Origin of the sequence: uncultured Ruminococcus sp. (assembly GCA_902785355.1) — a bacterium.
In the GTDB taxonomy this organism is placed as follows: Bacteria; Bacillota; Clostridia; order Oscillospirales; family Acutalibacteraceae; genus Ruminococcoides.
Map to the genome: position 1 here is coordinate 24,442 of CACZYF010000010.1, position 14,620 is coordinate 39,061.

12 protein-coding genes are annotated in these 14,620 nt (G+C 52.3%); all 12 read left to right on the plus strand.

The window, feature by feature from the left end; genetic code table 11:
• The first annotated feature begins 18 nt into the window (after nt 1-18).
• On the plus strand, nt 19-270 hold the full coding sequence (remB, locus tag R2I50_RS03515) for an extracellular matrix regulator RemB (RefSeq protein WP_316607724.1): 252 nt from the start codon (nt 19-21) through the stop codon (nt 268-270).
• 95 nt (nt 271-365) lie between these two features.
• Nucleotides 366-995 carry a hypothetical protein gene (locus R2I50_RS03520; protein ID WP_316607725.1) on the plus strand — a complete coding sequence of 210 codons (630 nt, stop codon included), beginning with the start codon at nt 366-368 and terminating at the stop codon, nt 993-995.
• Nucleotide 996: 1 nt separating this feature from the next.
• Nucleotides 997-1,317: a hypothetical protein gene (locus R2I50_RS03525; protein WP_316607726.1), complete on the plus strand. Its 321-nt coding sequence runs from the start codon at nt 997-999 to the stop codon at nt 1,315-1,317.
• Nucleotides 1,318-1,486: 169 nt separating this feature from the next.
• Entirely contained in the window at nt 1,487-3,421 is a 1,935-nt protein-coding gene (gene gyrB, locus R2I50_RS03530) for a DNA topoisomerase (ATP-hydrolyzing) subunit B (RefSeq protein WP_316607746.1), read from the plus strand.
• A 159-nt stretch (nt 3,422-3,580) separates the two neighbouring features.
• Nucleotides 3,581-6,112 (plus strand): DNA gyrase subunit A, encoded by a 2,532-nt coding sequence (gene gyrA / locus R2I50_RS03535; RefSeq protein WP_399552825.1) that lies wholly within the window; start codon nt 3,581-3,583, stop codon nt 6,110-6,112.
• A 184-nt stretch (nt 6,113-6,296) separates the two neighbouring features.
• On the plus strand, nt 6,297-7,025 hold the full coding sequence (gene zapA, locus R2I50_RS03540) for a cell division protein ZapA (RefSeq protein ID WP_316607727.1): 729 nt from the start codon (nt 6,297-6,299) through the stop codon (nt 7,023-7,025).
• Nucleotides 7,015-9,087, plus strand: a complete 2,073-nt coding sequence (locus tag R2I50_RS03545; RefSeq protein WP_316607728.1) for a U32 family peptidase — start codon at nt 7,015-7,017, stop codon at nt 9,085-9,087. Before zapA ends, R2I50_RS03545 begins: the two co-directional genes overlap by 11 nt.
• A 125-nt stretch (nt 9,088-9,212) precedes the next feature.
• Nucleotides 9,213-9,656, plus strand: a complete 444-nt coding sequence (gene dut, locus R2I50_RS03550) for a dUTP diphosphatase (RefSeq protein ID WP_201427718.1) — start codon at nt 9,213-9,215, stop codon at nt 9,654-9,656.
• A gap of 114 nt (nt 9,657-9,770) precedes the next feature.
• Nucleotides 9,771-10,772, plus strand: coding sequence for a rod shape-determining protein (locus tag R2I50_RS03555; protein WP_201427717.1), 1,002 nt, complete (start codon nt 9,771-9,773; stop codon nt 10,770-10,772).
• A 96-nt stretch (nt 10,773-10,868) separates the two neighbouring features.
• Entirely contained in the window at nt 10,869-11,708 is an 840-nt protein-coding gene (mreC, locus tag R2I50_RS03560) for a rod shape-determining protein MreC (RefSeq protein WP_316607729.1), read from the plus strand.
• Nucleotides 11,709-11,798: 90 nt separating this feature from the next.
• On the plus strand, nt 11,799-12,314 hold the full coding sequence (gene mreD / locus R2I50_RS03565) for a rod shape-determining protein MreD (protein ID WP_316607730.1): 516 nt from the start codon (nt 11,799-11,801) through the stop codon (nt 12,312-12,314).
• Nucleotides 12,315-12,350: 36 nt separating this feature from the next.
• Complete coding sequence (locus R2I50_RS03570; protein WP_316607731.1) at nt 12,351-14,519, plus strand: penicillin-binding transpeptidase domain-containing protein; 2,169 nt, start codon at nt 12,351-12,353, stop codon at nt 14,517-14,519.
• The last annotated feature ends 101 nt before the right edge of the window (nt 14,520-14,620 follow it).

A 14,620-nucleotide genomic window follows, 5' to 3' on the forward strand; every position in this document is an offset into this window, starting at 1 on the left:
ATATAAGGATGTTATAGAATGAAATATCTTCATCTTGGTAAAGATACATCTATAGAAATACAAAATATCGTCGGAATATTCGACCTCGACACCAGCACGGTGAGTAAACATACCAGAGAATTTTTGAGTATATGTGAAAAAGAAAACAGAATCGTCAATGTCAGCTACGAGCTGCCGAAGTCGTATATTCTGTATGATTTCAGCGGCGAATATTCTATCTATCTTTCACCGCTCAATACAGCCACGCTGATAAAGAGAATGTCGGAATAATTAAATCATTTTAAATGTGATCGGAAATACTCTATTAAAAAAATGGCTTTACAATAACTTTTGATTATCGTTAGGTAAAGGAAAGAAGGAATATTATGATTAATTGCAGATGTCCCTATTGCGGCAAGGAAATATCTTACGCAAAAGCGATGACCGTTCGCCGTCAGGGTGAGTATTACTGTAACAAGTGTAAGAAGGAAAGCAACGTACTTATCAAAAAGACGATTTGGATCCTGTTTATTGCGATGTTGGTTCTTGCACTGATCATCATGGGCTTTTATCTGTTGTTGACAAACCGTGAGAATCCTATCTTTATTATACTGGTATTCATTCCGTTCCTGATTTTTTATCTGTTCTCACCGATATTCGTAAGGCTGAGACCAAAAAAGAAGTTTCAGGATTCGCTGTATGATACCGAGATGGTCAATACGCCGATGGCAGATCCCGATCCGACGATGGCTTCTTCCGCTAAGGTAGCGCCCGCGTTCGTGGACGATATCGTGCTCGGAGATGAGGATTATAAACCGGCGATCAATTCGGATATTTTCAACGCGATCAAGGAAGAGAGAAAGATCGTCGAGGACACGGACGGAGGGACAAAGCCCTTTGATCGTAATGAGATCAGCTCCGACAGTAATATCGACAGTACCCGTACGGTAGAGAATTTGAAGAGCTTTTCCGACGGTACTTACGATACTGACTACGACGTAAAGAGATTTAAATAAGATGTTCAGACTACCGATCTGCCCGCACTGCGGGACTGTGTATCATTATAAAGAGGTCAGGAACGCCGTAAAGAAAAAGGAAAATACCTGCTATCACTGTGGAGAAAAGTTTAGAGCAAGGTTATTTCCGGGTATTCTGATCGCGGCTGTGATTCCGATCACACTCAGTATCCTGCTGAATCTCGTGATGCTGAACCGGATGCAGGAGATGCAGCTGCTGCCGCTCTTTGCGGTCACGCTGGCTTTTCTCCTGATTATCTATCTGATCATACCGTTTTTCGTCAGCTTTAAGAAAAACGAAAAAAATGATAATAAAAAATGATGTTGATATTACTGCGTCGTTGCACTCCCCGCAATGACAATTACTATATGGAGGAATTGTTTTGGAGAATAAGAACGAAGAAATCAAAACAGTCGAAGAAGTTGTAGACGAGCTTATGGAGCGTGCCGAAGCACCCATCGATATCGTCGACGTTGTGGATGAAGAAAAAATGACGAAGGTCGAGGGCGAATACGGCGCCGATGAGATCCAGGTTTTGGAGGGTCTCGAGGCGGTTCGTAAACGTCCCGGTATGTACATAGGCTCCACCGGCGAGCGCGGCTTGCATCATCTGGTGTATGAGATCGTCGATAACTCGATCGACGAGGCGCTGGCGGGTTACTGTGATAAGATCGATGTTTCTATCCTGCCCGGTAATATCATTCGCGTCAAGGACGACGGCAGAGGTATTCCGGTAGGTATCAACTCCAAGATGGGGCTGCCCGCGGTGACAGTGGTCTTTACCGTTCTGCATGCCGGCGGTAAGTTCGGCGGCGGCGGATATAAGGTATCCGGCGGTCTGCACGGCGTAGGCGCTTCCGTCGTCAACGCCTTGTCCGAATGGCTCGAGGTGCGCGTCTGCGACGGCAAGGACGTGTATTTTCAGCGTTATGAGCGCGGCAAGATCATGAATGATCTTGAGGTGATCGGTCAGTCCGAGAAGCGCGGTACCGAGGTACGCTTCAAGGCGGATCCCGAAATTTTCAAGGATACCGACGTTTATGATTACGATACGCTTGCGCGCAGACTGCGCGAGCAGGCATTTCTGAACGCGGGCGTCAATATCGAATTAAAGGATGAGCGCGATCCCGAGCATATTAAGGACAAGATCTTTTATTATCAGGGCGGTATCCGCGAGTTCGTCAATTATATCCATAAAAAGAAGGGTTATACCCCGATCCATGACGAGGTCATCTATCTGCGCACGGCAAATCTGGAAAATACCTGCGAGGTAGAGATCGCCATGCAGTATAACGACAGCTATAATTCCGATATCCGGTCCTTTGCCAACAATATCCATACCACCGACGGCGGCACGCACGAAGAGGGCTTCCGCAGGGCGATCCCCCGCGTGATGAACAACTACGCGGCGAAGTTCAACAAGATCAAGGAAAAGGACAAGGATATCAAGCTTGAATTTGAGGATTATAAAGAGGGTCTGACCGCGATCATCTCAGTCAAGATCACCGAGGCGCAGTTCGAGGGTCAGACAAAGGCGAAGCTGGGTAATACCATTGTGCGTTCGATGGTCAGCAAGCTGATCACCGATAAGCTCAGTGAGTTTTTGGAGGAGAATCCCGCTTCCGCCTCCGCTATTCTCGATAAAGCGCTCGCGTCCGCAAAGGCGCGTGAGGCAGCGCGAAAGGCGAGAGAGAGCGTTCGCCGCAAGACGGGTCTGGAGAGTGCTTCTCTGCCCGGTAAGCTCGCCGACTGTCAGAGCAAGGATCGCAGCGAGACTGAGATCTACATCGTAGAGGGTGACTCCGCGGGCGGTTCCGCCAAGCAGGGACGCGACAGAAAGTTCCAGGCGATCCTGCCGCTGTGGGGTAAGATGCTCAACGTTGAGAAGGCAAGACTCGACAAGGTTTACGGTAACGATAAGCTGACGCCGGTCATCACCGCTTTGGGCGCGGGTATCGGCGACGAATTTGATACAGAGAAGCTTCGTTACGATAAAATCATCATCATGGCGGATGCCGACGTCGACGGCTCCCATATCCGTACGCTGCTGCTGACATTCTTCTTCCGTTATATGCGTCCGCTGATCGAGGAGGGGCATGTCTATATCGCTCAGCCGCCGCTGTATCGTATCAGCAAGGGCAAGGATAATCATCGCTACGCTTATACCGATCAGGAACGTGACGAGATTCTCGCTTCGATCGAGGGTAAAACCACGATCCAGCGCTATAAGGGTCTTGGTGAGATGGATCCCGAGCAGCTGTGGGAAACCACGATGAATCCCGAGACCCGCACCATGCTCCGCGTCGAGCTGAACGACGCACAGGAGGCGGACGAGACCTTCTCAATCCTCATGGGCGATCAGGTCGAGCCGAGAAGAGAGTTCATCGAGACAAACGCAAAGTATGTACAGAATCTGGATATCTGATGAATAATAAGAAATTCGGTTGAGAATGCCGCGGGCTGACGCGCGTGTCGAGCCCTCGCAATGACATTATTAGTGATGAGGTGAAACCCTTTGGATAACGAGAATAAGAACATGAATGTTGATAATAATGAGGATTTTGAAGCGGAATACGAAGAGATGATGGAGCATACCCAGTTCAGCTCCGGCAAGATCATCAACGTCGATATCAACCGCGAGATGCGCAAGTCGTTCCTTGATTACTCGATGAGCGTTATCGTTGCGCGTGCGCTGCCCGACGTTCGCGACGGCTTGAAGCCCGTTCATCGCCGCATCCTCTATAATATGTATGAAAACGGTATCACCGCATCCAAGCCGCACCGTAAGTGCGCTTACACCGTCGGTGAAGTGCTCGGTAAATATCATCCCCACGGCGACGCCTCGGTCTATGACGCGATGGTTCGACTGGCACAGGATTTCTCGATGCGCTACATGCTGGTTGACGGTCACGGCAACTTCGGTTCGATCGACGGTGACCCGCCTGCTGCTTATCGTTACACCGAGAGCCGCATGAGTAAGATTTCCGCGGAAATGCTGGCTGATATCGATAAGGATACCGTTGATTTCATGCCGACCTTCGACGATGTGCTCGAGGAGCCGACGGTTCTGCCGTCCCGCTTCCCGAACCTGCTGGTCAACGGCTCCAACGGTATTGCTGTCGGTATGGCGACCAATATCCCGCCGCATAACCTCGGTGAGACCATCGACGCGATGTGCCTCTTGATCGATAATCCCGACGCGGAAGTAGCCGATCTGATGGAGTGCATGCCCGGTCCGGATTTTCCGACCGGCGGTATGATCATGGGTCGCTCCGGCATCCGTGCCGCTTACGCGACCGGCAGAGGTAAGATCGTCGTTCGTGCCAAGACCGAGATCGTCGAGGCAAAGAACGGACGTTTCAAAATTATTGTCACGGAAATCCCTTACGGCGTAAATAAAGCGCGCCTGATCGAAAATATAGCGAACCTCGTCAAGGACAAGCGACTCGAGGGTATCTCAAATATCGAGGATCACTCCGACCGTAACGGTATGCATATCGAGATCGATATCAAGCGAGAGGCTTCTCCGCAGGTCGTGCTGAATCACCTGTTCATGATGACCCAGATGCAGACCACCTTCGGCGCGATCATGCTGAGTATCGTCAACGGCGAGCCGCGCGTACTGACCCTTAAGGAAATGCTGCAGTGCTATATCGAGCACCAGGAGAATGTTATCGAGCGCCGCACCATCTTCGACCTGCGCAAGGCGAAGGAGCGCATGCACATCTTAGAGGGCTTGAAGATCGCGATCGACTTCATCGACGAGGTCATTGCCATCATCCGTAAGAGTAAGGATCAGGCGGCGGCAAAGACTGCGCTGTGCGAGCGCTTCGGACTCGACGACGTGCAGGCTCAGGCAATTGTTTCCATGCGTCTCGGTCAGCTGACTAACATGGAGCAGGCGAAGATTGAGGATGAGATCAAAGGTCTCGCCGCGAAGATCATCGAATATAATGAGATCATTGAAAATGAAAGCAAGCGTCTCGAGATCGTCAAGAATGAGGCGATCGAGATCCGTAATAAATATGCCGACCCCAGAAGAACCGAGATCTGCGCCGTTACCGGCGAGGTGGATATCGAGGATCTGATCCCGCAGGAGGACTGCGTCGTTACGATGACCAAGTTCGGTTACATCAAGCGACTGCCTCACGATACCTACAAGACCCAGAAGCGCGGCGGCAGAGGCGTAGCCGGCATGACCCGCCGTGACGAGGACGTCGCGACGGAGATGTTCCTGTCGAACTCGCACGATTATAACCTGTTCTTCACCAATCTCGGCAGGGTATTCCGCATCAAGTGCTATGAGATCCCCGAGTCGACCCGTCAGAGCAAGGGCGTACATATCGCAAATATTCTGCAGCTCAACGCCGACAAGGATGAGAAGGTCACCTCGATGATCCGCATCCCCGAATTTGACGAGGACAAGTACCTGATCATGGTCACCCGCAAGGGTATCATCAAGCGAATTGCGCTCAATGCCTATAATACCGCGCGTAAGGGCGGCCTGATCGCGCTCGATCTGAACGAGGGCGACGAGCTGGCTTGGGTTCGTATGACAAACGGCAACGATGAAGTGATCATCGCGACTAAGAAGGGCATGGCGATCCGCTTCCGTGAAACCGACGTCCGTCCGATGGGCAGACTCGCCCGCGGCGTCAAGGCGATGAAGCTCAAGGAAGGCGACAGCATTGTAGGCATGAGCATCATCGAGCCCGATAAGCTGATCCTGACCGTATCCGAGACCGGCTACGGACGACTCAGCTCTCCCGACGATTACCGCTTACAAAGCAGAGGCGGTAAGGGTCTGACCAACTACCATGTCGCAAAGTACGGCGATGTGGCGGCGCTGACCGTCGTACCGCTGGATGACGACGTCATCCTGATCTCCGAGAACGGCGTCATCATCCGTATCCTTGCGTCTACCATCCGCGTATGCTCCCGTCCCGCAAAGGGCGTTACCGTTATGAAGATCAAGGGCGACAACAAGGTCGTATCCGTCTCCGGCGCGCCGCATGACGAGGATGAAGCGCAGAGCGCGGAGGATGACGGTAATGCCGAGAATCCCGAGGATATGATCGTCGACGAGGCAGAAGAAACGGAAGTCGGGGAAGAATAAACAGCAGTCTTTTGTAGGGGCTGGATTTATAAAACAGTCATTGCGAGGGGCGCAATGCTAATGTTGAGATTGCCACGTCGGAACGATGTTTCTCCTCGCAATGATAACCTGAAATGTGCCCCGCGGCAATCTCAACCGATGGATCGAATAGATTCGACTCCTACAAGAGGTAGAGGAAAACGATATGGAAAATAATAAAATTCGGGTGAGCGTGTTTGTCGCCGGACAGCGATTCAATATTCTCACCGATAAAAGTGAAAAATATGTACTGGATATCGCGTCAAAGATCGATTCGCGTATCAATTCGCTGGTGCTCTCGAGCGACATGACCCGGGAGCGCGCGGCGGTGTTGACGGCGCTGGATTATGCCGATGATACCGAGCTCGATAAGGAGAACCTCGCGGCGGTAAAGGAACAGATCAAGGATTATGTTCATGAAATCGAGCGCCTGCAGAACAATAACGCGAAGCTTACCGGCGACTATAATCTGCTGAAGGCGGAGTATGAGCGCCTGATCGAGGATCGTAAGTCCGACGAAGACGCACAGAAGGCGCTTGCTGACAGCGCAAAGGAAATCGACGAGCTGAAAAAGCAAATTGATGATCTGAAGGAACAGCTCAGCCGCTCCGAAGAGCGTTTCGAGTCCTTTCGTCAGCAATCGACCGTGAAGGAAGCGCCTGTCGCAGAAGAGATCCCACTTCCCGAGGAGCCTCCCGCAGAGGAGCAAACCATCACCGCCGAGGATGACTTATTCTTCGACGAGGAAGAGGAGCAGATCAAGCCCGAGAAGAAGAAAAAGAACCGCCACGAGCACAGCCATGTCAATCCGTATAAACAGAAGGCGAAGGAACAGGAGCAGAAGGGCTATACCCAGCAGCGCCAGTACTCCTTCTTTGACTTAAATGAAGAATAAGATCGAGATACTCTCTCCGGCGGGCGGCTTCGACAGCGTGATCGCTGCCGTCCACAGCGGCGCCGACGCGGTCTATATCGGGTCAAAGAGCTTTTCCGCCCGTGCGTCGGCACATAATTTCGATGATGACGAGCTGCGCGAGTGCGTACGCTACTGTCATCAGCGCGGGGTAAAGGTGCATCTGGCGCTGAACACCCTGATCTTCGACGATGAGATGCCGCGGGCTTTGAATTTAGTCAAGACTGCCGCAAAAGCGGATATCGACGCGCTGATTATCCAAGACCTGGGTCTGGTATCCCTTATAAAGAATATCGTGCCCGAGCTGCCGCTCCATGCCTCGACCCAGCTCACCGTCCACACGCCCTACGGCGCAAGGGCGCTGTATGAGATGGGCTTCGAGCGGGTGGTCGTATCCCGTGAGTTGAGCTTGGCGGAAATCAAAACGATCCACGAATTCTGTCCCGAGGTGGAGCTGGAGGTATTTGTCCACGGCGCTCTGTGCATGTGTGTCAGCGGTCAATGCTACTTTTCCGCGATGCTCGGCGGGCGTTCCGCAAATCGCGGTATGTGTGCCCAGCCGTGCCGACTGCCGATGCGATTCGGCGACAACGACCATGCGCTGAGCTTAAAGGACAACGGCTCTCTGCATTTTTTAAGAGAATTACAGGAGATGGGAGTCGCCAGCGCCAAGATCGAGGGACGGATGAAGCGCCCCGAGTATGTCGGAGCGGCGACATTAGCGGCGCGAGAAGCGCGCGATCTCGGATTTGTGACCGAGGCGACGGGTGAGAGGCTGCAGGCTGTCTTTTCCCGTACCGGCTTTACCGACGGTTATCTCAGCGGAAATTTAGGCGAGAGCATGTTCGGCTATCGTCAAAAGAGCGATGTCGTTTCCGCCGATTCCAAATTGCTCAAAGAGATCCGAACCTACTACAAAGACGAATACCGGCATATTCCGCTGGATATGAGCTTTTTCGCACATACCGGTGAAAAAATGCGGCTGATCGTTTCTGATGGTGAACATACCGTTTCGGTCGAAAGTGAAAAAACGGTCGAAAAAGCCGTTAACCTGCCGCTGTCCGCTGAACGAGCGGCTCAAAGTCTGTCAAAAACAGGCGGCACGCCGTATCTGATCGATGAGATCAACTGTGATATTTCGTCCGACGCCGCGGTTTCTGCCGCCGCCCTGAACGCCTTGCGGCGTGAAGCGCTGGCACAGCTTGACACGGCGCGCGAAATCTGTCATCATTACATGATAAATGAGATCGACCTTTCCGCTGTTTTAAGCGGCGGAGAGTGTACACATACAAAGAGCTATGCCGTTACGCAAAATCTGAATATCCCCGACAGTATGCGGGAGATGGATATAGTTTTCGTTGACCTGTTCGGCATGTCGGACACGGATAAGCTGAATGAATATACTAAAAAAGGCTTTCAAATCGGCGTGGAGGTACCGCGCGCGACCTTTTCTAATGAAGCGGAGATTTTCGTGCGGCTCAAAGAGCTGAGAGAGAACGGCATCAGCCACCTGATGGCGCATAATATTGCCGCGGTGTATATGGGCATAGAGCTCGGCTTCACCGTTCATGCGGGCTTCGGCATGAATATCGCGAATTCCTACACGCTGAAATGGGCGAAGGATTACGGTATCACTGACGCGATCCTGAGTATCGAACTCGACGAGAAGCGGATCAACGCTTTGTATAAATGTATTCCCGTGGGAATCATCCGTTACGGTTACGTGCCGCTGATGCTGACCCGCAACCATCCCGCCGGTCATAATGACTGCAAAAATGATGAAATTTTGCAAGATCGAAAGGGTGAAAAGTTTATCGTAAGACGGCGTGAAGGGTACAGTGAGATATACAACTGCATACCGCTTTTAATGCCGCAAAAGGATTATATTTTCAACAATAAGGTTTTCTCACTTTTCCTCTTTTCTGTGGAAAACTCTGTGGATAACAAGGAAAAAATCATGCTGAAATTAAGCAAAAACCTGGATTTCGAGCGAAAAACACATGGGTTGTATTTACGTGGTGTTAAAAAATTAACAATCTTTTAAAGAATTATTCTAAGGAAAATTACCTTATTTCTTTACTGAAAATATAAGAAAAATACATCCTTTCTTTCAGAATAAAAACCTTTTACTTTTTGCAATAAATTACAGATTTTTGAAGGATAATATTGATGAGCATATTAAAGATAAAAAAACTGAGAGAAAACGCTGAGATCCCTTTTCGCGCGACTTTGGGAGCGGCGGGAATGGATCTGTACGCTTGTATCCCTGAAAGTGTGACTATTGAGCCGCATGAGATACGCTTGATTCCGACGGGTATTGCGATCGAGCTTGAGAGCGCCGACTACGTCGCTTATATCTTCGCACGGTCGGGACTCGCGATCAAGCACGGTATCGCTCCCGCTAACTGCGTCGGTGTGATCGACTCCGATTATCGCGGAGAGGTATGTGTGGGACTGGTAAATCAAACGGAACAAAGCTTTACAATCGATCCGAATGAACGTATCGCGCAGCTGGTGATCTCGCCGGTCGTACTGCCCGAGATCAAGGTCGTCGATGAACTCAGCGACACCGACAGGGGCTCGGGCGGGTTCGGTTCGACGGGAAAACGATAAATCAGCGTGAATATCCCTTTATATCAAGAAAACAGGGCATAATAACCTGTGAGCTATCTATAATAAAAACGAAACCAAAATGATTTTGCGCCCACGGGCGGAAAGGGGACAGACATGTTTTCAAAGGATATAGGAATTGACTTAGGTACTGCGAATACATTGGTTTACATGAAGGGTAAGGGTATCGTCATGCGTGAACCCTCCGTTGTTGCCGTTGACGTCAAGCGCGATATGGTGCTGGCTGTCGGTCATGAGGCAAAGGAGATGATCGGTAGGACCCCCGGGTCGATCGTCGCGATCCGTCCGCTGAAGGACGGCGTGATCGCCGACTTCGAGATCACAGCGACGATGCTCAAGTACTTTATCCGCAGCGTAGTACGCAGCGGACTGTTCAGCAAGCCGCGCATTATTATCTGCATCCCCTCGGGCGTTACCGAGGTCGAGCGCAACGCGGTAGAGGACGCGGCGCGTCAGGCGGGCGGCAAGTATGTCGAGCTGATCGAGGAGCCTATGGCGGCGGCGATCGGCGCAGGTCTGCCGGTGGACGCTCCGGTCGGCAATATGGTCGTCGATATCGGCGGCGGCACCAGCGAGGTCGGTATCGTATCGCTGGGCGACATCGTTGCGTCGTGCTCCGTGCGCGTCGCGGGCGATAAGTTCGACGAGGCGATCGTCAGCTACATCAAAAAGAAGTATAATCTGCTCATCGGTGAGAGAACCGCCGAGGATATCAAGATCACCATCGGCTCCGCTTATCCTTATGAGGGTGAGGGCGCGATGATGGTCAAGGGACGTAATCTCGTGGACGGTCTGCCGAAGAACATCCGTATTACCGCAGAGGAAGTACGCGAGGCGCTTCGCGATCCGCTGATGACCATTATCGAAGCAATCATGGACACCCTTGAAAAGACTCCCCCTGAGCTCTCCGCCGACATTATCGACAACGGTATCATGCTCACGGGCGGCGGCGCGCTGCTCAGGGGTATGGATAAGCTCGTCGAAGAGGAGACCGGTATGCCGGTCAAGGTCGCCGCGCACCCGCTCGACTGTGTTGTCGACGGTACGGGCATGCGCCTCGATCCAAACTTTGTCGCGACGAAGAGAGCGAAGGAATAATCACACAGGGGACGGCGCCCTCGACGTCCCGTTATCCGGATCAATATTACTGTTATCAGGTCGTCGAGGCGCCGACCCTTACACGTTTTTGATAAGATGAAAGAGTTTTTATCCTCACCTAAAATCAAAATATTCTTATCCGTGCTCCTGGTGCTGATCATGCTGTCGGTCTTCACCCATAATGTGGAGAACAATGTCGTTTCGACGACCTTCAACACCCTGACGTACGGATTGTCAAAGGTCACCGCCGCCGCGTCGCAGGATCAGAGCGAGGAGAAGAGCTACAGCGAGCTGAAATCCGAGAACGAGCTGCTCAACAAGGCAAATCGCGAGCTCAGAGCGCGGCTGATCGATTACTACGACGTCAAGGAAGAGAATACCCGACTCTGGAAGTTCTACGGACTGAAGAAGGAGCACGAGGATTTTTCCCTCATCCCCGCCCGGGCGCTCAGGCGCGACAGCGACGACGAGTTCGGCTCCTTTACGATCGACAAGGGTACCGCTTCGGGTATCAGCGTCGGCAATCCCGTGCTGGGCGAAAACAGCCTGGTCGGCTGGATCTCGGAGGCTGACGCCTATACCGCCAAGGTGGTGACGGTGCTCTCGCCTCAGACCAGCATCGGCGCGATCGATAAGGCGACAGGCGACACAGGCATCATCACCGGCTCCGCAAAATTTGCCGAAAACAACCGCACCACCTTCACCAAGCTCAACTCCGAGCACAAGGTCAAGGAGGGAGATATCATCACCTCCGCGGGTACCGCCGGCATCTATCCCAAGAATATCGTGCTGGGCGAGGTCATTGAGATCGGCTACGATACATACGACACCTCTCACTATGCCGTGATCGAGCCGTATGACAAGATCGACAAGATCGTAGACGTGGCGGTGATCACCTCGTATCAGGGTATGGGCGAGATCCTGAGCAAGGAATAATAACGCGACAATAATTATTCGGTTGAGCTTGCCGCGGTGCAGGGTCATGCCCTGCTCCTCACTATGACAATTATTAAAGGAGAGAGGATTTTGTCGGATCGGGCAAATTCATTTTTCAGATATCTGGCGTATGTGATAGAGATCATCGTCGCGTTCGCGCTTTCCACTACCCCGCACTTGCTGCCGGATATTTTCGGCGCAAAGCCGGTGCTGCCGGTGTGTGTTGCGCTGACCGCGGCGATTTTTGAACGCGAGATACCCGCGATGCTGATCGGCATGACGGCGGGTATCCTCGCCGATATCAGCTACACCAACAGCATAGGATTGTTTACCATCACGCTGATCGTGGTGTGCTTCATCGTGGGGTATGCCGCCAATAACCTGATTATGGCGACCTTTCTGAACTTTCTGCTGTATGCCGCGGTGACGATCGGCGCGCTGTTCATGCTCTACTATCTGGTGCGTTTCATCATCCCCGGGTTGGATGACGGGTGGCTGTACTTTACCCGCCATCTGATCTCGCGCATGGTGCTGACATGGATCTGTACGATCCCGTTTTACTTTCTGAACAAACTGATACAAAAGCGACTGAATCCCGAAGGGTAACATATAATTCAATATTTACGGAGAGGAGGAACGCGCATGAAGCTTTTTCAAAAAAAACCGAATAACAGCGGCTCAGGCTACGATCGGATCGTCAGCGCCAACAGGCGCAGCGGTTTATCGGGAAACAATACCGCGAATGAACAGAAAAAGGATCACTCCGCTCTGCGGATCGTATTTTGTGCGCTGCTCCTGGCGGTGATCTTCCTGTGCTTTGCGGCACGGCTGTTCAACTGGCAGATCATCCACGGCGACGAGTACAAGAAGCTCTCTGCCGCGTCGACCTCTCATACCGTGACCTCCGACGCGACCCGCGGCGAGATCCTTGACGTTAACGGCGTGCCTTTCGCCGTGAACGAGACCGCGTATAATGTCGTTATCAATAAGGTTTACTCATCTGATGAAAGCAAGCTGAACCTGATCATCATTGATCTGTTGAATATCCTCAACGAGTGTGGGGAGAAATATATCGACGAGCTGCCGATCTCTCTTCAGGACGGCGCTTTCGTCTTTGACGAGGGAAGCGACGGCGACGTCGAGTACATCGAGTCGTCTGTGATGCTCAATAAGGAGGGGCTGACCGCGGACGAGATCATACAGGGTCTCGCGGAGCGTTACCATGCCGACAATATCGTCGATCCCTTCACCCGACGCGCGGTGATCTCGATACGTTACAATATGGAGAAGAAGGGCTTCTCCTATGAGCAGGTGTATGTGCTTGCCTCCAACGTTAGCAGCGATACCGTTTCTGTTGTTTCCGAGCGTACCCAGAACGTGCCTGCGGTCGAGATACGCACGGTCAACGAGCGCGTGATCAAGAACGGCACGGTCATCCCGCATATACTCGGCGTGGTCGGTAAGCTCAACGAGGAAGAGTACGAGGAAAACAAAGATAAGGGCTACAGCATCGACGACAGCATCGGCAAGTTCGGAATCGAAGCGGCGCTGGAGGATTATCTCCGAGGCAAGGCGGGAGAAAAGACCGTCGTATCCGACGCGAACGGCAATATCGTCGGCGAGAAGGAATCCGTCGAGGCAAAACCCGGCGACACCGTTTACCTGACGATCGACACGAACGTGCAGGAGGTCGCCGCTTACTCGCTCGGCAAAAATATCCGTCGCGCGCAGGAACTCGGTAAGGCGGAGGTCAAGGCTGCCAAGGCGTCGAACGCCAAGAAACAGAGCAAGATGGGCGAGGACTGCGTCGCGGGAGCGGCGGTACTGCTGGATGTACGCGACAACTCGGTCATCGCCGCTGTATCGTATCCCGACTTCGATATCTCGCGCTACTACGACGCGGATTACAGCTCGTATCTCTTTGAAAACGAGACGACCCCGCTGTTCAACCGTGCCTTCGACGGTGCGTTCGCTCCCGGCTCGACCTTCAAGCCGTGTGTCGCGACGGCGGCGCTGGAGGAGGGCATCATCACGCCCGATACCTCTATCCACTGCTCGGGCGTGTACGATTACTATAAAGATGACGTCGTCCGCTGTCTGGGTATCCACGGCGATATCAAACTCGAGAGCGCGATGGCGCACTCCTGTAACTGTTACTTCGCCGAGGTCGGCAGACGTATCGGCATCACGACGATGTACATGTACGCCGAGAAGCTCGGACTGGGCGCGAAAACCGGCTTAGAGGTCTATGAGGGCACCGGTACGCTGGCGGGCCGCGACTCGACGATGTGGTTCGAGGGCAACACCGTACAGGCGGCGATCGGACAGAGTGATAACGCCTTTACGCCCGTACAGCTCGCGACCTATGTATCGACGATCGCCAATAACGGCGTGCGCTACCGTACCCATCTGGTGCGTAAGATCGTCAACTACGAGCGGGACGAGACCATCCTCTATAACGATCCCGAGAAGCCCGAGATCGTCGCCGAGACCGGCGTATCGGAGCGCAACAATAATCTGGTGCATGAAGCGATGGATCAAGTGCTGAAAACCTATCCCAACACCGAGCGCGCGGGTCGCTACCCGATCGAGATCGCGGCAAAGACCGGTACGGCGGAGAACGCAGGCTCCGACCATAACGTTTTTATCTGTTACGCGCCGTATAAGAAGCCCGAGGTCGCGCTGGCGATCGTCTTTGAGCACGGTGCGCGCAGTTATCTGCCGCAGGAGACGGCGTGCGATATCCTCGACGCCTACTTCTACAAAAAAAACCTCAAGGAAGTCAAGAAAAGCTCGTGGGATTTCAGCTGATACGTATAAAAATTGGTTAAAAGTAGTAAAAGCAATTAATAAAAATAAGATAGACATCATGTTTTTGGTGATTGTGTCTAAATTTCATATTTACAATTCTA